The sequence below is a fragment of the Janthinobacterium sp. ROICE36 genome (assembly GCF_002869965.1).
Taxonomy (GTDB): Bacteria; Pseudomonadota; Gammaproteobacteria; order Burkholderiales; family Burkholderiaceae_D; genus Janthinobacterium.
This window is the reverse complement of sequence record NZ_PEBS01000094.1, coordinates 1-18,523: the sequence shown is the minus strand read 5'-3', so window position 1 is coordinate 18,523 and position 18,523 is coordinate 1. Positions and strand designations below refer to the sequence as shown.

Annotated in this window: 16 protein-coding genes and 1 pseudogene; 8 read left to right on the top strand and 9 right to left on the bottom strand. The window is 62.9% G+C overall.

Going from position 1 to position 18,523, the window contains the following annotated elements; genetic code table 11:
• Positions 1-209: 209 nt before the first annotated feature.
• From CSZ94_RS24735 to CSZ94_RS24720, 4 genes are all read left to right on the top strand, one after another.
• A complete protein-coding gene (locus CSZ94_RS24735; RefSeq protein ID WP_102123949.1) occupies positions 210-869 on the top strand; it encodes a hypothetical protein in 660 nt (219 codons plus the stop codon).
• A complete protein-coding gene (locus CSZ94_RS24730) occupies positions 866-1,153 on the top strand; it encodes a barstar family protein (RefSeq protein WP_102123948.1) in 288 nt (95 codons plus the stop codon). The genes CSZ94_RS24735 and CSZ94_RS24730 overlap by 4 nt, the downstream gene beginning before the upstream one ends.
• Positions 1,154-1,516: 363 nt before the next feature.
• Positions 1,517-3,223, top strand: coding sequence for a 2-isopropylmalate synthase (gene leuA, locus CSZ94_RS24725; RefSeq protein ID WP_102123947.1), 1,707 nt, complete (start codon positions 1,517-1,519; stop codon positions 3,221-3,223).
• A gap of 169 nt (positions 3,224-3,392) precedes the next feature.
• Entirely contained in the window at positions 3,393-4,994 is a 1,602-nt protein-coding gene (locus CSZ94_RS24720) for a methyl-accepting chemotaxis protein (RefSeq protein WP_180977619.1), read from the top strand.
• A gap of 5 nt (positions 4,995-4,999) precedes the next feature.
• On the opposite strand, the gene egtB is transcribed toward CSZ94_RS24720, so the two are convergent.
• Together egtB and egtD are read right to left on the bottom strand one after the other, a co-directional pair.
• The gene (gene egtB / locus CSZ94_RS24715; protein ID WP_102123946.1) at positions 5,000-6,232 is read right to left on the bottom strand and encodes an ergothioneine biosynthesis protein EgtB; all 1,233 of its coding nucleotides are present in this window, start codon (positions 6,230-6,232) and stop codon (positions 5,000-5,002) included.
• A gap of 11 nt (positions 6,233-6,243) precedes the next feature.
• The gene (egtD, locus tag CSZ94_RS24710; protein WP_102123945.1) at positions 6,244-7,236 is read right to left on the bottom strand and encodes an L-histidine N(alpha)-methyltransferase; all 993 of its coding nucleotides are present in this window, start codon (positions 7,234-7,236) and stop codon (positions 6,244-6,246) included.
• 322 nt (positions 7,237-7,558) lie between these two features.
• Here egtD and CSZ94_RS24705 point away from each other — a divergent pair, with 322 nt between their 5' ends.
• Entirely contained in the window at positions 7,559-8,251 is a 693-nt protein-coding gene (locus CSZ94_RS24705) for an ABC transporter ATP-binding protein (RefSeq protein ID WP_102123944.1), read from the top strand.
• Between the two features lie 179 nt (positions 8,252-8,430).
• Positions 8,431-8,718 carry a hypothetical protein gene (locus CSZ94_RS24700; protein ID WP_034786045.1) on the top strand — a complete coding sequence of 96 codons (288 nt, stop codon included), beginning with the start codon at positions 8,431-8,433 and terminating at the stop codon, positions 8,716-8,718.
• A 328-nt stretch (positions 8,719-9,046) separates the two neighbouring features.
• On the opposite strand, the gene CSZ94_RS24695 is transcribed toward CSZ94_RS24700, so the two are convergent.
• Positions 9,047-9,808 carry a GNAT family N-acetyltransferase gene (locus CSZ94_RS24695; RefSeq protein ID WP_102123943.1) on the bottom strand — a complete coding sequence of 254 codons (762 nt, stop codon included), beginning with the start codon at positions 9,806-9,808 and terminating at the stop codon, positions 9,047-9,049.
• 146 nt (positions 9,809-9,954) lie between these two features.
• Here CSZ94_RS24695 and CSZ94_RS24690 point away from each other — a divergent pair.
• Positions 9,955-11,928 (top strand): annotated as a pseudogene (locus tag CSZ94_RS24690) (FdhF/YdeP family oxidoreductase).
• On the opposite strand, the gene fdhD reads toward CSZ94_RS24690, so the two are convergent.
• From fdhD to CSZ94_RS24670, 4 genes are all read right to left on the bottom strand, one after another.
• The gene (fdhD, locus tag CSZ94_RS24685) at positions 11,918-12,736 is read right to left on the bottom strand and encodes a formate dehydrogenase accessory sulfurtransferase FdhD (RefSeq protein WP_180977618.1); all 819 of its coding nucleotides are present in this window, start codon (positions 12,734-12,736) and stop codon (positions 11,918-11,920) included. The pseudogene CSZ94_RS24690 and the gene fdhD overlap by 11 nt on opposite strands.
• 80 nt (positions 12,737-12,816) lie before the next feature.
• Positions 12,817-13,416 (bottom strand): hypothetical protein, encoded by a 600-nt coding sequence (locus CSZ94_RS24680; protein ID WP_102123941.1) that lies wholly within the window; start codon positions 13,414-13,416, stop codon positions 12,817-12,819.
• A gap of 93 nt (positions 13,417-13,509) precedes the next feature.
• On the bottom strand, positions 13,510-14,967 hold the full coding sequence (locus tag CSZ94_RS24675) for a Ppx/GppA phosphatase family protein (protein WP_102123940.1): 1,458 nt from the start codon (positions 14,965-14,967) through the stop codon (positions 13,510-13,512).
• Between the two features lie 163 nt (positions 14,968-15,130).
• On the bottom strand, positions 15,131-16,213 hold the full coding sequence (locus CSZ94_RS24670) for a calcium:proton antiporter (protein ID WP_102123939.1): 1,083 nt from the start codon (positions 16,211-16,213) through the stop codon (positions 15,131-15,133).
• A gap of 280 nt (positions 16,214-16,493) precedes the next feature.
• Between CSZ94_RS24670 and CSZ94_RS24665 the strand changes: the two genes are divergently transcribed.
• Positions 16,494-16,790, top strand: a complete 297-nt coding sequence (locus CSZ94_RS24665; protein ID WP_102123938.1) for a hypothetical protein — start codon at positions 16,494-16,496, stop codon at positions 16,788-16,790.
• 6 nt (positions 16,791-16,796) lie between these two features.
• Here the strand turns inward: CSZ94_RS24665 and CSZ94_RS24660 are convergent, their stop codons facing one another.
• Together CSZ94_RS24660 and CSZ94_RS24655 are read right to left on the bottom strand one after the other, a co-directional pair.
• A complete protein-coding gene (locus CSZ94_RS24660; protein WP_102123937.1) occupies positions 16,797-17,948 on the bottom strand; it encodes a GGDEF domain-containing protein in 1,152 nt (383 codons plus the stop codon).
• Between the two features lie 37 nt (positions 17,949-17,985).
• Entirely contained in the window at positions 17,986-18,261 is a 276-nt protein-coding gene (locus CSZ94_RS24655; RefSeq protein ID WP_102123950.1) for a hypothetical protein, read from the bottom strand.
• Positions 18,262-18,523 lie beyond the last annotated feature (262 nt).

Genomic DNA, 18,523 nt, shown 5'->3' with positions numbered 1-18,523 from the left:
ATCCTCGGGCTTCTGGTAGTTGGCCAGCAAGCTGTCGGCCAGTTTGAGCAGTTCCGGGTCGGGCTTGGCCCGCTTGTTACGCTTTACAACGGTCATTGTTTCTCCTTGGTGGCGGCAGTGTCCTGCCAAATGACCGTTTACACAAAATTATTTACACCCTCACCTGCCCTGCTGCTAGACTGGCGCCTGGTTTGTTACTTGTTCCCACTATGTCAGAACATCAATTTGCCGACAGCCGCGCCTTGAGCGCCCCTTTTTCACAGCAGCTGGCCAACCGCGACGGCGACGGCGCCCTCGCCTGGCTGACTTGCGTGCTGGCCACGCAGGCGCCCGCCCTGCGTTCGTCGAACGCCATCCTGCTGGCCTACACGGGCAACCCGGCCGCCATCGACTGGATCGACGCGAATGTCGGCTCGCCCGTGACAGGACAATGGGGTGTAGCGGCAGCCCTGCTGGGCACGCCCTGGCCGCGCATCCTTGACTGGCTGCAGCGCGGCGGCCTGCACCGGCTGATGGCGCTCGATACCCTGCGCGCGTATCGCAAGCCGGCCGTCAACATGTCGCCGCTGGAACAGATCGCCGCGACCGTGCTGCCGCAAGCGCCCGCGCGCGCCGACCTCGATACGGCGCTGGCCGCCTGCCTGGCCGCGTCAGCCACGCCACGCATCCAGGCAGCCATCAACTCGATCAACAAGCATATGGACGAAATCCTGCGCGGCGGCCCACGCGGCGTGGCCGTGGCCGACTTGCCGCGCCTGTATCTCGACCCGGCGCCGTTCAAGCATGCGCCCGCCATCCTGGAACAGCACGCAACCGTGGTGGGCGGCATGCGCGAAAACCTGCAAAACCTGCTCAAGGGCATCGTGTGAACAGGCCAGCCCTGGTGAGCATCGACTTGAGCGATATCAACACCGCGCGCCAGCTGCATACCGGCCTGGCGGCCGCGCTAGCCTTTCCTTCCATCTATGGCATGAATTGGGACGCTTTCTGGGACGCCATCACGGGCCTGGTGGACATGCCGCAACAGCTGGAACTGGTCGGCTGGCACGCCTTCGCCGCACGCCTGCCCGCCGATGCAGCCATCCTGCAGCGCTGCCTGGCACGCATGGGGCAGGATGCGCCGGACGAGGCGGCGCACGTGCGTTACTTGTAAATAAGCGGTAAAACGGAAACGCTTGACAGCCCAGCCCAACTTCCCTTACATTAAGTGCATGTCCTCCTTCAAACATTCCTCCCCTTCCCTGCTGTCGCTATCGCGACTACTGCTAGCACGCGCATAAGTTTGCCGCATTGCTTCGCCTGGCCACACGCCGGCGTGTTTCAAAAACCCTGGAAGGTTTGATGATGTTTGCACCATCCCCATTCGTACACGTAATCCCCACTGCGACCGCCCCCGCTGGCATCGCAGCCGCTCTGCTACCGCTACCGACCGCTTGCCTGGCCTAGTGTTGCGTGGCCGCCCGGCAAGCTTGCGCCACAACCATTGATTCCCCCCCATCTTCAGGAGTACCCGATCATGATGTTGCAAAATCCAGCTTCCAAATACCGCGCCTTTCCTCCCGTCAAATTGACCGACCGTCAATGGCCGAACCAGATCATCAGCAAACCGCCTATCTGGATGAGCACTGACTTGCGCGACGGCAACCAGTCCTTGATCGAGCCGATGAGCGCGGAAAAGAAGCTGCGCTTCTTCGAGATGCTGATCGCCATCGGCCTGAAGGAAATCGAAGTGGGTTTCCCGTCAGCATCGCAGACGGATTTCGATTTCGTGCGCAAGCTCGTCGATGAAGGCCGCATCCCGGACGACGTCACCATCATCGTGCTGACGCAGTCGCGCGAAGAATTGATACGCCGCACGGTGGAGTCCGTCGTCGGCGCCAAGCGCGCCATCGTCCACCTGTACAACTCCGTGGCGCCCGTATTCCGCAAGGTGGTATTCGGCATGTCGCGCGAAGAAATCACGCAGATCGCCACCACCGGCACCACCCTCGTGAAACAGCTGGTGGCGCAGCATCCGGAAACGGAATGGGGCTTTGAATACACGCCGGAATCGTTCTCCACCACCGAGCTCGATTTCTCCAAGCATATCTGCGACGCCGTCAGCGCCATCTGGAAGCCGACACCGGCCAACAAGATGATCGTCAACCTGCCGTCGACCGTGGAATGCAGCACGCCCAACGTATATGCGGACCAGATCGAATGGATGTCGCGCAAACTGGCGCGCCGCGATTCCATCATCATTAGCGTGCACCCGCACAACGACCGCGGCACGGCCGTCGCGTCAGCCGAGCTGGCCGTGATGGCAGGCGCCGACCGCGTGGAAGGCTGTTTGTTCGGCAATGGCGAGCGCACCGGCAACGTCGACCTGGTGACCCTGGCGATGAACTTGTACACGCAAGGCGTGCACCCGGGCCTGGATTTCTCCGACATCGATACCGTGCGCAAATGCGTGGAAGAGTGCAACCAGCTGCCCGTCCACCCGCGCCACCCGTATGCGGGCGATCTGGTGTTCACGGCCTTCTCCGGCTCGCACCAGGATGCGATCAAGAAAGGTTTTGCCAAGCAACAACCGGACAGCATCTGGGAAGTGCCCTACTTGCCCATCGACCCGGCCGACCTGGGCCGCAGCTACGACGCCGTGATCCGCGTCAACAGCCAGTCCGGCAAGGGCGGCATGGCGTATTTGCTGGAACAGGAATATGGCCTGGTCTTGCCGCGCCGCCTGCAGATCGAATTCTCGCGCGCCGTGCAAGCCGTGGCCGACGCCACGGGCCGCGAAATCGCCGCGCAGGATATCCATGCAATCTTCCAGAAGGAATACCTGGAGCAGACGGCGCCGTACGCCTACGCTGCGCACCGCATGGTGGAAGACACCAGCAGCGATGAATCCGTGCAGATCGACATCAGCCTGTCGCACCGCCAGACCCCGCTGGCCCTGCAAGGCGGCGGTAACGGCCCGATTGACGCCTTCGTCAATGCGCTGGGCCTGGACATCAAGCTGATGGATTACCATGAGCACTCGATCGGCTCCGGCGCCAATGCGCAAGCGGCTTGCTACGTGGAATTGCGCCTCGACAACGGCCCGACCCTGTTCGGCGCCGCCATCGACAGCAATATCGTCACCGCCTCGTTCAAAGCTGTCTTGTCGGCCGTGAACCGCCGCATCGCGCAAACGGACGCCGAAAAAACAACAGCAGCCGAGGCGGCGGCCAGCGCCGCCTGAGCACGCCCCGGGCATCCTTCGTAGGGAGTAAAAGCGGTACGGCTTGATCACCGTGCCGCTTCTTCATTTCTGCTGAGCAATTAATAGTGCAAATCAGGTATCACCGACCGTATAATCGTTTCATAACAAGACCACCGGAGACAGATCATTAGCTACCGAGGGAATCAGTATGAAATTGACGGATATGAAGATAGGCATGCGCCTGGGTGCCGGTTTTGGCGTGGTGCTGCTGCTGATGGCAGTGCTGGTGGGTACGGGCCTTTTCCGACTGGATAAAATCGGCGCCCTCAGCGAGTCCATCATCGAGAAGGACTGGGCCAAGGCCGACGCCATGGCCACCATCCGCAGCACCACCCGTTCGAACGCGGCGCTGGTGCTGGAACTGTTCATCCATGAAGATCCCGCCCGCGCCAACGCCATCCACGGCGAAATCGATGCCAACAAGGCCACCATCAGCGATGCGCTGGCCATCCTCGACCGTCTGATCGTGCTGCCTGAAGGCAAGGAACTGCTGACCACCCTGAAGCAGCAGCGCAAGGCCTATGTCGTCTCGTTCAGCCAGGCCGACAAGCTGCTGGTGGCGGGGCAGCGGGCGGAAGCGGCCGTGCATGTGCGCGACGATACCCTGCCCGCCCTGAATCAGTTGCAAAAGACGGTGAACCGCCTGAACGAAATCCAGCGCGCAGTGGTCGTGCATGGCGGCCAGCAAATCCAGCGCAATATTTCAGCAGCGAATGTACTGATGGCCAGCCTGGGCACGGCCGCCCTGCTGCTGGGCGTGCTCTTTGCCTGGCGGGTCACGCGCTCGATCACCACACCGATCGCGTATGCCCTGCGCGTGGCGCAAGCCGTGGCCGCAGGCGGCCTGAGCATTAAAATCGTGGCCGACGGCAAGGATGAAACGGGCCAGTTGCTGCAGGCGCTGCGCGACATGCATACCAACCTGGCCAACCTGGTGGGGCAGGTGCGCGGCGGCACGGGCACGATTGCCGTGGCGTCAAGCCAGATCGCCAGCGGCAATGCCGACCTGTCGGCCCGCACGGAAGCGCAGGCCAGTGCGCTGCAAGAGACCGCCTCATCGATGATCGAACTGACGGGCACCGTGCGCAGCAACAGCGACAATGCGCGCCAGGCCGACAGCCTGGCCCGCTCGGCATCAGACATCGCCCAGCGCGGCGGCACGGCCATGGCGGAAGTGATCGGCACCATGGATGCCATCAATGCTTCCTCGCGCAAGATCGTCGACATCATCGCCGTCATCGACGGCATCGCCTTCCAGACGAATATCCTGGCCCTGAACGCGGCCGTGGAAGCGGCCAGGGCCGGCGAACAGGGACGCGGCTTTGCCGTGGTGGCGTCCGAAGTGCGCAACCTGGCGCAGCGCTCGGCAGCCGCCGCCAAGGAAATCAAGGAACTTATTGCCGACTCCGTCAACCGGGTGGGCCAGGGCGCGCAGCTGGTCAGCCAGGCGGACGCCACGATGGATGAAGTGGTGGCCAGCGTGGGCCGGGTCAGCGCCATCGTCGGTGAAATCAGCGTCGCCAACCACGAGCAGAGCGAAGGCATCGAGCAAATCAATGCCGCCATCATGCAGATGGATCAGACGACGCAGCAAAACGCGGCCCTGGTGGAAGAGGCGGCCGCGGCAGCCGCTGCCATGCATGAACAGGCGAGCGAACTGGAAACCCTCGTCAGCCAGTTCAAGCTGGAGCAAAACGCCGGCGCCAAGGCGCCAGCCCGCCCTGCCCCATCCGTTCCGCGCTTGCAGTAAGCAAACTATTCCACCTGGCGCGCCAGGCGGATGCCGGAAAATTGCCAGCGCGCACCGGCCGGGAAGAAATTGCGGTAGCTGGCGCGCGCATGGCCGGCCGGCGTGGCGCACGACGAGCCGCGCAGCACATACTGGTTCAGCATGAACTTGCCGTTGTACTCGCCCAGCGCCCCCGGCGCCGTGCGGTAGCCGGGATACGGCGCGTAGCTGCTGCTGGTCCACTGCCAGCAGTGGCCAAACATTTGCCGCAAGCCCGCACCCGGCGCACCTGCGGCCGGATGCAGCTGCCCCACTTGCACCGCGACGCCCTGTGCCGCCACTTCCCACTCCGCTTCCGTCGGCAGGCGCGCGCCAGCCCAGTGCGCATAGGCATCTGCCTCGAACAAGGACAAATGCGTGGCCGGCGCCTGCAGGTCGAGCGGGCGCAGCCCGAACAAAGTGAATTCCTGCCAGTGCCCGGCGTCATCGCACTGCCAGTACAGCGGACACGCCAGTTGGCCGCTGCGCACCCAGTCCCAGCCTTCGGCCAGCCACAAGTGCGCCGTGCGGTAGCCGCCCGCCTCGATGAAGGCGAGAAATTCGCCATTCGTCACCAGCGCACTGGCCAGCTCGAACGGCGCCACGTATTGCGGATGGCGTGGCAATTCATTGTCGAAGCAAAAACCATCGCCCGCATGGCCGATCTGCGCCAGGCCGCCGTCAAACGCGAGCCAGGCGGTGGACTGTGCAGCTTGCGGCGCTGGCGGCGCGGCGTTGTCAAGATAAGGGGGAAACAGGGCGCTCTGCGCCAGCAGGTGTTTGACGTCCGTCAACAGCAGCTCCTGGTGCTGCTGCTCGTGTTCTAGGCCCAGCGCCAGCAGCATGGTCAGGCGTTCGCGCTCGTCGCGCGCCAGTTCGCCCGCCAGCAGGCGGGTGATGCGCGCATCGACATCGATCCGGTAGGCGCGCACTTGCGCCATGCCGGGGCGCGTCAGCAAGCCACGCTGGGCACGCGGATGCTTCTCGCCCACGCCGTTGTAGTAGGAATTGAACAGCACGCGAAAGGCGGGGTGGAATGGCATGAACGCCGCTTCCATGCTTTCCAGAATAAACGTTTCGAAAAACCAGGTGGTATGCGCCAGATGCCATTTCACGGGGCTGGCGTCCGGCATCGACTGGGCGCCGCAATCCTCGTCGGACAACGGTTCGGCCAGCAGCAGCGAGTGCTGGCGCACCTTGTTGTAATGATCGATCAGCATCTTTTCCCTTCTTAATCCCGGATCACGCGCGCATAAATGACGGCAAACCACTGCTGCGGGTCCGTCCAGACTTGCACGGTGGAAAACCCCGCCTGCTCGAGCAAGCCGACGAAGCTTGCGCGCGTGTATTTATAGCTGTCTTCTGTATGGATACGCTCGCCTTTCGCGAAGCGCCGCTGGCCACCTTTCCAATGAACAACTTGCTCGCTGCGCGCTTCCAGGTGCATTTCGACACGGCGCTCGTCGGCATTGAAAAAGCCATGGTGCTGCCAGGCGCGCACGTCGAAGTCCGCGCCGATCAGCCCGTTCACGTGGCGCAGCATGTTCAGGTTGAAGGCGGCCGTGACGCCCAGCGCATCGTCATAAGCGGCGTCGAGGATGGCGTCGTCCTTGATCAGGTCAACGCCGATCAGCAGGCCGCCATCGCCGTCCGCATTGGCGCGCAGGCGGCGCAGGAAGGCGGTCGCTTGCTCAGGAGCAAAATTGCCGATCGACGAGCCGGGATAGAAGAACAATCGCCGCACCTCGCGCACGCTGTCGGGCAAGTCCAGGCGACTGGAGAAATCCAGGCCCAGGCCCGTCATCTCGATGTGCGGAAAGCGCTGCTGCAGCCGGCTCAGCGATTCACTCAGGAAGTCATAGGAAATATCCACGGCCACATACTGGGCCGGGTGCAGCAGGGGAAACAGGCTGGCGGCCTTGGCGCAATTGCCCGCCCCCAGGTCGATCAGGGTGCTGCCAGGCCCCACGGCGTGCGCGATCTCGGCGCCGTGACGGGCGAAGATGGCCGCCTCGGTGCGCGTCGGATAATACTCGGGCAAGGCGCAGATGGCTTCGAACAGTTTCGAGCCCAGCGCGTCGTACAGGTACTTGGGCGAGGTCCAGGCTTCGCGCGCCAGCAGGCCGTTGCTGATCTCGACTATCGTGGCAGGAGTGGCGCTGGCCACTCGGATGTTGCTGGAGGGAGACAAATCTGAATGCTGTTGCGCGAGTGGCATGGTCATGGGCTGGCGTCGTCTATCAAGGTTCACGAAGGGCTTGCTGGGCTGGCACCTGGCATGCGCGCGTTCTGCCTGCTGCCGCGCAGGGCATGGAGGACGCCATTGCCGATGATTTTTTCCCATCATAGCGGAATCCGCACAAGCCAGCAGTGCGACAGCTAACGTAAGGTTAAACCAGCAGTGTGCACACAAAATTGGTATTGCCAAGCAAAAAGGATAATCCTGTCGTATACTACACATTGCCGGCCAAATAATCCGCGCCCCTTTGCAGTTCCCAGGCCCCCCTCTCCCCCGCGTGCCTCCCTTTACGATAACCGTTAACACCATGCTCGAATTGCGCCATCTGTCTAAGTCCTATGCCCATGCCCGTCCCGTGCTGGCCAACATTTCCTGCCGCTTCAAGGCAGGGGAATTCATCGCCATCATGGGTGACTCGGGCGTCGGCAAGTCGACCTTGCTGAACCTGATCGCCGGTCTCGATACGCCCGATGCGGGTGCCGAAGCGCACCCTATCCTGGTGGACGGCATTGCCATGTCCAGCCTCGATGACGCCGCCGCCACCCGGCTGCGTCGCGCCCGCATGGGCTTTATATTCCAGGCCTTCCACGTCTTGCCGCACCTGACCCTGCTGCAAAACGTGGCCCTGCCGCTGCTGCTCAACGGACTGCCCCAGGAGCGTGCCGCCAGCATGCTCGAGGCGGTCGGCCTGGGCGGACGCGGCGGCGACTTTCCGCAGCAACTGTCCGGCGGCGAAATGCAGCGCGTGGCCATTGCCCGCGCGCTCGTGCACAAGCCGGCGCTGGTGTTGGCCGATGAGCCTACCGGCAACCTCGATCCCGATACGGCGCACAGCATCCTGCAATTGCTGCGCGCAGAAATCAAGGCCAACGGCAGTTGCGCGATCATGGTCACGCATTCGCTGGCCGCCGCCGAAATGGCGGACAGAACCATGATCCTGACGAAGAACGGCTTACAAAATACAACAATCGTCAAGCAAATTAATCAAACAATCAATTAATTTAACCAACCATCTGTCACAAGTTTTGTTATCGTAGTATTATTGAAAACACTTGCCTGGTTATCAATGTTTCAATGCGAATGTTGTCACGTCATCCGGACAGCCGTACTGCGATGACGAACTATAGCCGGGACCGCAATGTGTGGTCTCGTCCCTTGCATAAACTGAAGGAGGAGTATATGAACGTTCGGCAAAAGAAGCTGGAAATGATTGAAGCGATGAACCGGGCGCGTGCGCTCGAACCATCGAGTTTTGTGCCCAACAAGCTGCTCGATACCCTGATCGAGAAGATGAACCTGAAAAATGATGCGGAACTGTGCCGTGTTCTGGAAGTCCAGCCCCCCATCATCAGCAAGATTCGTCACGGCAAACTGTCGGTCGGTGCAACGATTTTATTGCGCATGCATGAAAAATCGGACATCACCATCCGCGAACTGAAGGAACTGTCCGCCACGCCAGTCCACTGAGCCACCCGCTGTTGTCATGCCATGCCAGGCACCCAGGTCCCCGGCGCCATGTATTTTTGCCCTGAAATTCGCGTAGTTGGCTCACAAAACAACATCCGAGCACGATAGCGAAGAGACCCAGCCCAAACCATGCTGACCGTTTCTCTGCCCATCCGCTCCCCTTCCCTGCTTTCACTCTGCCGTTCTGCCCACCGCCCCGCATCGCCCTCGATATCGGCCCGGCCGACGTGGCGCCACCGCTACTGTGCCACGCCAGTTCACTGCCGACAGGCAGCTTGGGCCTGCCACGCTGGCTGGGGCCAGCCAGCGCAGCCCTCACTGCCCGACATCAGCCAGGCACTACCCCGTAATGGCGCGCGTAGCGCTCGTCCAGATTCGCCAGTGGCATCATCATGAACATGTCGGCGCTTTCAAAATCAGGATCCCAGGCCGGTTCGCCGCAAATCCAGGCGCCCGAACGCAGATAGCCCTTGATCAGCGGCGGCACTTGCGGCTTGTGCGCCGCCTCCACCTGGTGGATGGGGAAAGGCAGGTGCGGCGTGACGCGGTATTCGCTTGGGGCCATGTGCTTTTCCGCCAGCGCCTGGTACACGGCGACGGCGTTATGCCCGCCATCGGCCAGGCTGATGCTGGCGCAGCCGACCAGATAGTCGCAGCGCTCGCGGCGCATGTACTCGGCCAGGCCCGACCACAGCAGCATGATCACGCTGCCGCCCCGGTATTTCGGATGGATGCAGGCGCGGCCCGCTTCGACCATGCGGCCGCGCAGGTTTTTCAGGCGGCTCAGGTCGAACTCGTTTTCCGAATACAGGCGGCCGATCTTGGCTGCCTTGGCCGCGCTCAGCACGCGGTAAGTGCCCACCACTTTCAGGGTATCGGCGTCGCGCACGATCAGATGATCGCAATGCGCGTCGAATTCATCGCTATCGAGGCCATCGGCATTGGCCAGCGACGTCAGGCCCATGGTTTCGATAAACACCTTGTAACGCAAACGCTGGACTTCGCGCAATTCCGCCGCTGTCGTGGCCTGGCTCAGCACCAGCTGGACCGGCCGGCCCTTGGCTTCGTGTGACGCGATTATGTTTTGCATGGTTTCATCCCCCTGTGATCAAGACTACTCCAGCGTACTTGTCTAATATGTCAGGAAAATGACAGCCGAATGTCATTTCCATGACGCAAGTTAATGTCATGCGGGGATCGTGCATAATTACCACACTCGCCCAGCAGCAAAACAGGATGAAAGACCAGGACGCACCCCGCATCACGCCCTACACCAGGCCGGCCGCCGGCTGGGACGCCTTGAAACACGTGGCCATCAGCCTGCGCGAGGAACGGGTGGCGCCAGGCAATCTGAAAGCCCTGCTGGCGCACAACCAGCCGGACGGCTTCGATTGCCCCGGCTGCGCCTGACCAGACCGCAACCACGCTTCCACGTTTGCCTTTTGCGAAAACAGTGCCAAGGCCGTCGCTGCCGAAGCGACCAGCCGCGGCTTGCCGGCCACGGTGGGCATCGGCAAGGGCACGGTGACACTGGACGACTTCGAACTGGCCGACACCATCCTGATCTTCGGCCAGAATCCCGCCACCAACCACCCGCGCATGCTGGGCGAACTGCGCGAATGCGCACGCCGTGGCGGCAGCATCGTTTCCATCAATCCCCTGCGCGAACGGGGCTTGCAGCGCTTCATGGACCCGCAAAGCGCGCTGGAAATGGCGACTCTGGGCAGCACGCGCCTGGCTGGCCTGTTCGTGCAGCCGACCCTGGGCGGCGACTTCGCTCTGATCAAGGCCGTCGCCAAGCGCGTCGTCGAGCATGACGATGCGGCGCAGGCCAGCGGCTCCCCGGCCGTCATCGATCACGCTTTCATCGCGCAGCATTGCAGCGGCTTCGAGGCTTTCCGCGACGACCTGCGCGCGGAGAAGTGGCAACGGCTGCAGGAGTCGGGCGTGGCGCGCGCGCAGATCGAGGCATTGACGGACATCTTCGTCAAGGGCCAGCGCACCATCGCCACCTGGGGCATGGGCTTGACGCAGCACAAGCACAGCGTGGCGGCCATCCGCATGCTGTCGAACCTGATGATGTTGCGCGGCCAGATCGGCAAGCTCGGTGCCGGCCTGTGTCCCGTGCGCGGCCACTCCAACGTGCAGGGCGACCGCACGGTGGGCATCGAGGAAAAACCCACGGCGGCCTTCCTCGACCGCCTTGGCCAGGTGTATGGTTTTCATCCGCCGCGCGCGCACGGCCACGACGTGGTGGCCACCATCGCCGCCATGCAGCGCGGCGACGTCAAGGTGTTCATTGCGCTGGGCGGTAATTTCGCCGCCGCCACGCCCGACACGCCCGTCACCTGCGCCGCCCTGCGCAACTGCGCGCTGAGGGTGCAGGTGGCCACCAAGCTCAATCGCAGCCACCTGGTCATCGGCAAAGAAGCCCTGCTGCTGCCCACGCTGGGGCGCACGGAAATCGACCTGCAGGGCGGCGTAGCGCAAGGCGTGACGGTGGAAGACTCGATGAGCATGGTGCATATCTCGTACGGCCGCAATGCGCCCGCCTCGCCGCAGTTGCGCTCGGAAGTGGCCGGCATGGCCGAAGCGACGGTCGGCAGCGCCCTGGTGGACTGGCGCGCGTATGCAGCCGACTATGCGCGCATCCGCGACGACATCGAAAAGGTGTTTGACGATTTTGTCGACTACAACGCCAGGGTGGCCATTCCAGGCGGCTTTCATCTGACGGTGGCCTCGCGCGAGCGCGTGTGGAAGACGGCCAGCGGCAAGGCCAGCTTCCTCGTCGCACCGCTGCCGCTGGACACGCCGCTGCACCGCGCCCGCGCGCGCCATGGCGCACGCCTGATGGTCTTGATGAGCACCCGCTCGCACGACCAGTACAACACCACCATCTATGGCATGGATGACCGCTACCGGGGCGTGTACGGCATGCGCAAGGTCGTCTTCGCCAACAAGGAAGATATCGTCATGCTGGGCTTTGCCGACGGCGACCTGGTGGACTTGATCGGCGCCTGGGACGATGGCGTGGCACGCAGTGCCGATGGCTTCCGGCTGGTGGCGTATGACATCCGGCGCGGCTGCCTGGGCGGGTATTACCCGGAGACGAACGCGCTGGTACCGCTGGCCAGCACGGCGGACGGCGCCGGCACGCCGACGTCGAAGTCCGTGCCGGTGCTGCTGACCCGTAGTGAACTTAAAGCGTGATGCCGGGCGTGTAATCGACGTACGCATCCTGGCGGCAAAAGCCCACCAGCTTCATGCCCGCCTGCGTGGCGATGGCAATGGCCAGCGAACTGGGGGCGGAAATGGTCGCCAGCAGGGGAATCTGCATGCGCGCCGCCTTGCGCGCCAGCTCGTAGCTGCCGCGACTGGACAGGAACACGAAGCCGCGCCGCATGTCGATATCGTGCAGCGCGAGGTGGCCGATCAGTTTATCGAGGCCGTTATGCCGGCCAATATCCTCGAATACGTGCACAATATCGCCGTCGGGCGTGCACCATGCGGCCGCATGCACGCCGCCCGTTGCCCGCATCAGCGCCTGGTGTTCGCGCAAGGCGCTCGACGCGCGCGCCAGCGCGGCGGGCAAGTCGACCTGGATCAGGGACGGCGGCAGCGCTTCGGGCTGCAAGTCGAGCATGTCGATGCTGTCGATGCCGCACACGCCGCAGCCGCTGCGGCCCGTCAGCGCGCGACGCCGGTCCTTCAGGCGCACGAAATCCTCCTGCGCGATGCTCAAAGCCACTTCGGCGGAATCAGCGCGCAGGAATACTTCGCAGTCGAAGATGGCGCCGGCAGAAGCGACCACGCCTTCCGTCAGCGCGAAGCCGTAGGCAAACGCTTCCAGGTCGCGCGGGGTGGCCATCATGACGACGTGGGAAATGCCATTGAAAACCAGCGCGACGGGGATTTCCTCGGCGACGTGGTCGATGGCGGCAGTGGCGTCGCCCGCGTGGTGGCGGACGATGGCGCGCTCGACCAAGCCGGCGCGTTCAATACTGGTTTCTTCTGACATGGCAACCATGGGAGAACTATCACAGCCCCCATGGTAAACCAGAATGGGCGAGCGGATGGGCGGCCCCTCCGCTTGCGCCATCAGTCCTTCTTCGGACGGCCCGTTTTCAGCTGCGGCAAGCCGGCCAGCACGTTTTGCAGGGTCGCCAGGTCGATCTGGCTGATCAGCGCCACGCCGATGCGCAGCAATTCGCTTTTCTTGATCTCGAAACCGGCTTTCAGGCAAGCTTTCTTGACCTGACCCAGAACTTCATACTCAGCTTCCGGCATGGTGAAGCTGTCGCGCACCAGTTTCGGCTTGCGGGCTTTTTCCTTGACGGCGGCGACCTTGGCGACAGGCGATTTTTTCACGACGGCCGGCTTGGCGGCCGCTTTGGCTACCGGTTTGACGGCGGCTTTCACTGCCGGCTTGGCAACGGCCTTGGCGGCTGGTTTCGCAGCAACCTTGGCGGCCGGTTTGGCAGCGGCTTTGGCGACTGGCTTGGCGGCGGGCACCTTGGCGACGGCAGGCTTGGCGGCCACTGGCTTGGCTGCAGCTTTTGCCACCGGCTTGGCTGCCGGCTTGGCAGCAGGTTTGGCGGCCGGTGCGGCCTTGGCCGATGCCGCATTGATCGATGCGCTGGTGGGGAACATCGATGCGGGCGCGCTGTCGGCTTTTTTCACTGGGACGGTTTTGGTCATGGATTATCCAATCTAATAAATAATATAAACAATATATACTGTTTTTATAAATCTTGCATGCTACATATCAAGTCATGCACACGGCATGCCCTTCTAGGCGCTGGCGCGGATGGTGAAATCGACCCCCACCTCATCCCAGAATTCCTGCTCTTTCTCGATCCAGAACGACACGGTGGGATGGTGCGCCACCCAGCCGCGCTTGATGTCGAGCTCGATGCGGCTCTTCATGCGCAGGCGCAGTTCGCTGAAATCGGCTTCGATGCGCGCATGCATGAGCAAAATCGACAGGCGCAGCGCCAGCACGGCCTTGGCGAAATCAGGGTCGGACAGCACTTCGCCGATCTTGCGCAAATTGCCCTTCTGCGCCAGGATCAAGCGACTCATGGTCTTCTGTTCGCGCGTGGTAAAACCGGGCAAATCCGCGTTTTCCACGATGTAGGAAGCGTGCTTGTGGTAGCCCGTCTGCGACACGGCCAGCCCCACTTCGTGCAGCAGGCTGCTCCAGCGCAGGCATTTCACCAGCACATCGGAGGTGGGCTTGAGCTGCGCGTACATGGCCAGTGCCTGCTCGGCCACCCGGCCGGCGCGCTGCTGGTCGATATGGAATTTCTCCATGCAGCCCTGCACCGACTGTTCGCGGCGATCGCGCTTGGTCGAACGCAGGTACAAATCCCACATCACGCCCATGCGCAAGCCTGCCTCGATGGGCGCCATGACGGGAATGGCCAGTTCGCGGAACAGGCCGATCAAGATGGCCAGGCCGCCGACAATGGTGCCGGCGCGGTCGGGGCGCAGGCCGGGCATGTCGATGCGACTGGTGTGGCCCAGTTCGATGAAGCGCCGCGCCAGCGCATCGAGACTGGTGCTACTGAGCAAGCCATCACCGAGCTTGTTGCGGGCGATGATGTCGGCGATGGTGCGGATGGTGCCGGAAGAGCCGTAGGCCGTCTTCCAGTGCTGCGGACCGAATGGTGGCGCGCCATCCTCGAAATGGCTGCGCGCCGACAGGATGGCCGCCTCGAAGGACGGTGCGTCGATGCGCCCGCCGATGAAGAACGACAGGCTTTGCTTGACGGTGCCCAGGCTGAAGGATTCGACCCGTTCGATATCATTGCCGCGCCCCAGTATCAGTTCGGTCGAGCCGCCGCCGATATCCATCACCAGCCGGCGTTCGCCAGGAATCGCCAGCGCATTGGCCACGCCCATGTAGATCAAGCGCCCCTCTTCCTCGCCCGAGATGATTTCGATCGGGTAGCCGATGGCCTGCTCGGCCAGCGGCAGGAAGATGGCGCCGTTACGCGCCACGCGCATGGCCGACGTGGCCACCACGCGCACGGCATCGAGCTCATAGCCGGCAAGGATAGCGCGAAAGCGCTGCAGGCAAGCCAGCGCCGCCTGCATGGCCGCCTCGGTCAGGTCGCCATTGTCGTCCAGGCCGGCGGCCAGGCGGATCGGGTCGCGCACGCTCTTGACCACGCGTATGGTGTCGCCATCATGCTTGCCGACGTGTAAACGAAAACTATTGGACCCCAGGTCCACCGCTGCATACATACTGGCCTCTTGTCTTGTCATTGCTGTACCAACTGAAAAAGTTGGCAAAATCAGTTACTAAACTATATAAATCATTTAGACGATTTAAAAATCCTACCACACTACCCCCATCGTATGACAGCGGCGTGACAGGATAGTGACAAAACGGCAGCCGTGCGGCAGCTTACGGCACGATGGTGGTGAACAGATACACGGCGAAAATCACCAGGTGCACGGTGCCCTGCATGACCGTGGTGCGGCCCGTACCCAGCGACAGTGTGGCGACCATCAGCGACAGCAACAACAGCACAGTCGACTTGATATCGAGTCCCAGCGTAAGCGTCAGGCCCGTGGCCAGCGACACCACCACCACGGCGGGTATCGTCAGGCCGATGCTGGCCAGTGCGGAGCCGAGCGCCAGGTTCAAGCTCGTTTGCAAACGGTTGGCGCGCGCGGCGCGCACGGCGGCCAGGCCTTCGGGCAGCAGCACGATGGCGGCGATGACGATGCCGACCAGGGTCTTAGGCGCACCCATGGCGGCAATCGCCGTCTCCAGCGCGGGCGCCAGCGACTTGGCCAGCAGCACCACGGCGCCCAGGCACACCAGCAACGCGCCGGCGCTGACCCAGGCGACCGTGGGCGTCGGCGGCGCCGCATGCACCTCTTCGTCGCCGACGGCTTCCTTGGGCAGGAAGTAGTCGCGGTGGCGCACCGTCTGCACCAGCACAAAGGTGCCGTACAGGACCAGCGAGATGACGGCGATGAAAATGAGCTGACTGGAGTTGTAATATGGTCCGGCAGCGCTGGAGGTGTAATTCGGCAGCACCAGCGTCAGGATGGCGATGGCCGCCAAGGTGGCCAGCGACGCGCTCACGCCCAGCAGGCCGAAGGTCTGCTCGCGGTGGCGCCCGGCACCCAGCAGCAGGCAGATGCCGACGATGCCGTTCAAAATGATCATGATGGCGGCAAACACGGTGTCGCGCGCCAGTCCCGTCGTTTCCGGTCCGCCGGCCAGCATCAGCGAGACGATCAGCGCCACCTCGATCAGGGTCACGGCCAATGCCAGCACCAGGGTGCCATACGGTTCGCCGATGCGGTGCGCCACCACTTCCGCGTGATACACGGCGGCCAGCACGCTGCCGATCAGGCCAGCCACCAGCAGGATCTGGTAGGCGCCGCCGACATTGAAGGTGGAACCGAACAGGAACAGCCAGCCGGCAAGGGGGGCGGCAAGCGGCCATACAGGCAGGGATTTGAGCATTTTCATGATGGGCCTGGCAAGAGTCAAAAAGAGGGTGCGGTGCGAACGGCAAAGGCAAGCCTGGCGTACGCGGCCTAGCATAACTTGCTTAGCTTAAATGAAAGTTAGGATATGTACACGTTTGGCTGCCGCTGCCCCGCGCCGCATCACCGTGCTGCAATGCACCTGTTTGCAGCAAGTAACTATAGTCCCTTTGGTAACATACCGTTGCAGTTTCTAGTCTTTATGCGTCCGGCTGCCGTCATACTGCGGGGTACGCCTTCCCGGCACCAAGCAAGGATAAACCATGATTTCAGTAAAGAGCGCCGCCGTGCACATGTGCGTCTTGGCGGGCAGCTTGCTGTGCGCCGCCGCATACGCGGACACGCCGCCAGCGCCTGCCGCAGAGTCGCGGTGGCAAGACAGCCTGCCGCCCGCGCCACCGGTGGCGCCACGCGAAGAAAAGATACTGCCCCGCAGTGAATGGTTGAGCGTGGAGCCGATGAAGGCCCCTGACCGGCGCTGCGATCCGGGCCTGGACGCCTTGTTCTTGAGCAAGGAATGCGGCAAGGAACCCAGCTGGCTGGGCTCGCGCAAGAAGTAAGTTGGATTAAACGTCCAGCGTGCTGGCGCCCTGCGCCTCGACCACCCTGTTGCGGCCTGCCTGCTTGGCCGCCTGCAGCGCCTCGTCGGCCCGCTTGAACAGGCTGACGGTGCTGTCTTCGGCGCGGATGGTGGTCACGCCCAGGCTGGCCGTCAGCTGCAGCACGGCGCGCTCCGTCTTGACGGGCAGCACTTCGACGGCGACGCGGATGCGCTCAGCCACCATCAGCGCATCGACCAGGGTCGTGCGCGGCAGCTGAATGGCGAATTCGGCGCCGCCCAGGCGGCCCATCAGGTCGCTGTCGCGCAATTGCTGGCGGCAAGTGTCGACGATGGTTTTCAGTACCGCGTCGCCCACCGGATGGCCATAGCTGTCGTTGACGCGCTTGAAATGGTCGATATTGAGTACCACCAGCGCCGTCGGCAAGCCGGGCCGGCGCGCCAGCGCCATCCACGGCGCCAGCGCCTGGTAAAAGCCGCACCGGTTCGGCACGCCCGTGGCCGCGTCGAGCACTTCCAGGCGCGCCAGTTCGCCGCCCAGTTTTTCACGCGACAGCAGCAGGTAGCCGAAGGCGTTCGTCAGCATCATCAGATACAGGGCGCCAAAACCGGCCAGCTGCAGCAGCTCGGCGTCAAAATCGGGCACGGCGGCAGCGAGCACGCCGCGCGCCGCGATCAGCAGCGACAGGACGCCCATGCTGACGACGAGAAAACGGCGCAGCATGCTCGCCTCCTGCCATTTGAGGCACAGCGCGGCCACGCCGGCGAGGAAAAAGCCGGCCACGATCAGCGAACCGCCGGCACTGCGCAGCAGCGGCGCCACATCAAACAGGTAGCAGGCGGCAAACAGCGCCACCGACAGGCCCAGCGCCGGCAGCATGGTGCGGCGCCAGCCGCTGCGTCCGGCCGCCTGCCACAGCGCGCCCGCGTCGAGCGCCATGCCGGCAAACAGCAGGCTGTTGCCCAGCAAGATGGATAGCACATCGGGCAGCACAACACGGAAATACAGCAGACACCAGGCCACGGCCTGGCATTGTTTGGCTACCGCCCAGGTAGACATGCTGAGCGACTTCTTGCGCTCGTACTCGAAGAAGAACAGGGCCGCGCACAGGCTCAGGTTGCCGAGTGCCAGGGTCAGTACCAGGGTCTTGATATCCATGGGCTACGCTATCGATGCGCAGGCGCGGCGCGCCAGGTCAGATTTCGTGTTCGACATTCGTGCTGCCGTCGCCGACCTTGCTGGCCCACGCCTGCACGAAATACTGCTTTTCCACTTCGCTGGGCGCCTCGTGCCAAAACACGATGAGGGTGCCCTTGTGATCGTGGATTTGCGCCACTTTTTCAATGAATCCGACATTCTCGGCCACGTCGGCCAGCGCCGCCGTGTAACCGTACACGCGCGTCAGCCGCTCGATGCGGTCAGGCTCGGTAAAACTGTTCGTCGCCGTGATGGTGGGGTGATCCAAAAACATGCTTGTCTCCATGGTGCCCGACTGCGCGGCCGTGCCGCCGCGTGCCATTACACATGCTCGGCGCGGATTAATCGGGTATGCTCACGGGAGCTTATCAGATTTCTCTGAATGCAACAAAGCATCTCCCCCAGTCCACCAGGGCGATTGCATGAAGCATCAGGTCGGCAAGCCCAAGACCTTGGCGAGATAGTCGGCATTCCAGCCAGCTTTTAAGCGTTTGGTAGCGATGCCGGCCTTGGTTGTCTTTTCGTTTTTCAGTAAA

Coding starts and splice junctions, on each gene's coding strand:
- CSZ94_RS24720 (WP_180977619.1), top strand. CDS start 3,393: ATGAAATTGACGGATATGAAGATAGGCATGCGCCTGGGTGCCGGTTTT.
- CSZ94_RS24705 (WP_102123944.1), top strand. CDS start 7,559: ATGCTCGAATTGCGCCATCTGTCTAAGTCCTATGCCCATGCCCGTCCC.
- CSZ94_RS24680 (WP_102123941.1), bottom strand. CDS start 13,416: ATGACCAAAACCGTCCCAGTGAAAAAAGCCGACAGCGCGCCCGCATCG.
- egtB (WP_102123946.1), bottom strand. CDS start 6,232: ATGCTGATCGATCATTACAACAAGGTGCGCCAGCACTCGCTGCTGCTG.
- CSZ94_RS24670 (WP_102123939.1), bottom strand. CDS start 16,213: ATGAAAATGCTCAAATCCCTGCCTGTATGGCCGCTTGCCGCCCCCCTT.
- CSZ94_RS24700 (WP_034786045.1), top strand. CDS start 8,431: ATGAACGTTCGGCAAAAGAAGCTGGAAATGATTGAAGCGATGAACCGG.
- CSZ94_RS24665 (WP_102123938.1), top strand. CDS start 16,494: ATGATTTCAGTAAAGAGCGCCGCCGTGCACATGTGCGTCTTGGCGGGC.
- CSZ94_RS24660 (WP_102123937.1), bottom strand. CDS start 17,948: ATGGATATCAAGACCCTGGTACTGACCCTGGCACTCGGCAACCTGAGC.
- egtD (WP_102123945.1), bottom strand. CDS start 7,236: ATGACCATGCCACTCGCGCAACAGCATTCAGATTTGTCTCCCTCCAGC.
- CSZ94_RS24655 (WP_102123950.1), bottom strand. CDS start 18,261: ATGTTTTTGGATCACCCCACCATCACGGCGACGAACAGTTTTACCGAG.
- CSZ94_RS24675 (WP_102123940.1), bottom strand. CDS start 14,967: ATGTATGCAGCGGTGGACCTGGGGTCCAATAGTTTTCGTTTACACGTC.
- CSZ94_RS24695 (WP_102123943.1), bottom strand. CDS start 9,808: ATGCAAAACATAATCGCGTCACACGAAGCCAAGGGCCGGCCGGTCCAG.
- leuA (WP_102123947.1), top strand. CDS start 1,517: ATGATGTTGCAAAATCCAGCTTCCAAATACCGCGCCTTTCCTCCCGTC.
- fdhD (WP_180977618.1), bottom strand. CDS start 12,736: ATGTCAGAAGAAACCAGTATTGAACGCGCCGGCTTGGTCGAGCGCGCC.
- CSZ94_RS24735 (WP_102123949.1), top strand. CDS start 210: ATGTCAGAACATCAATTTGCCGACAGCCGCGCCTTGAGCGCCCCTTTT.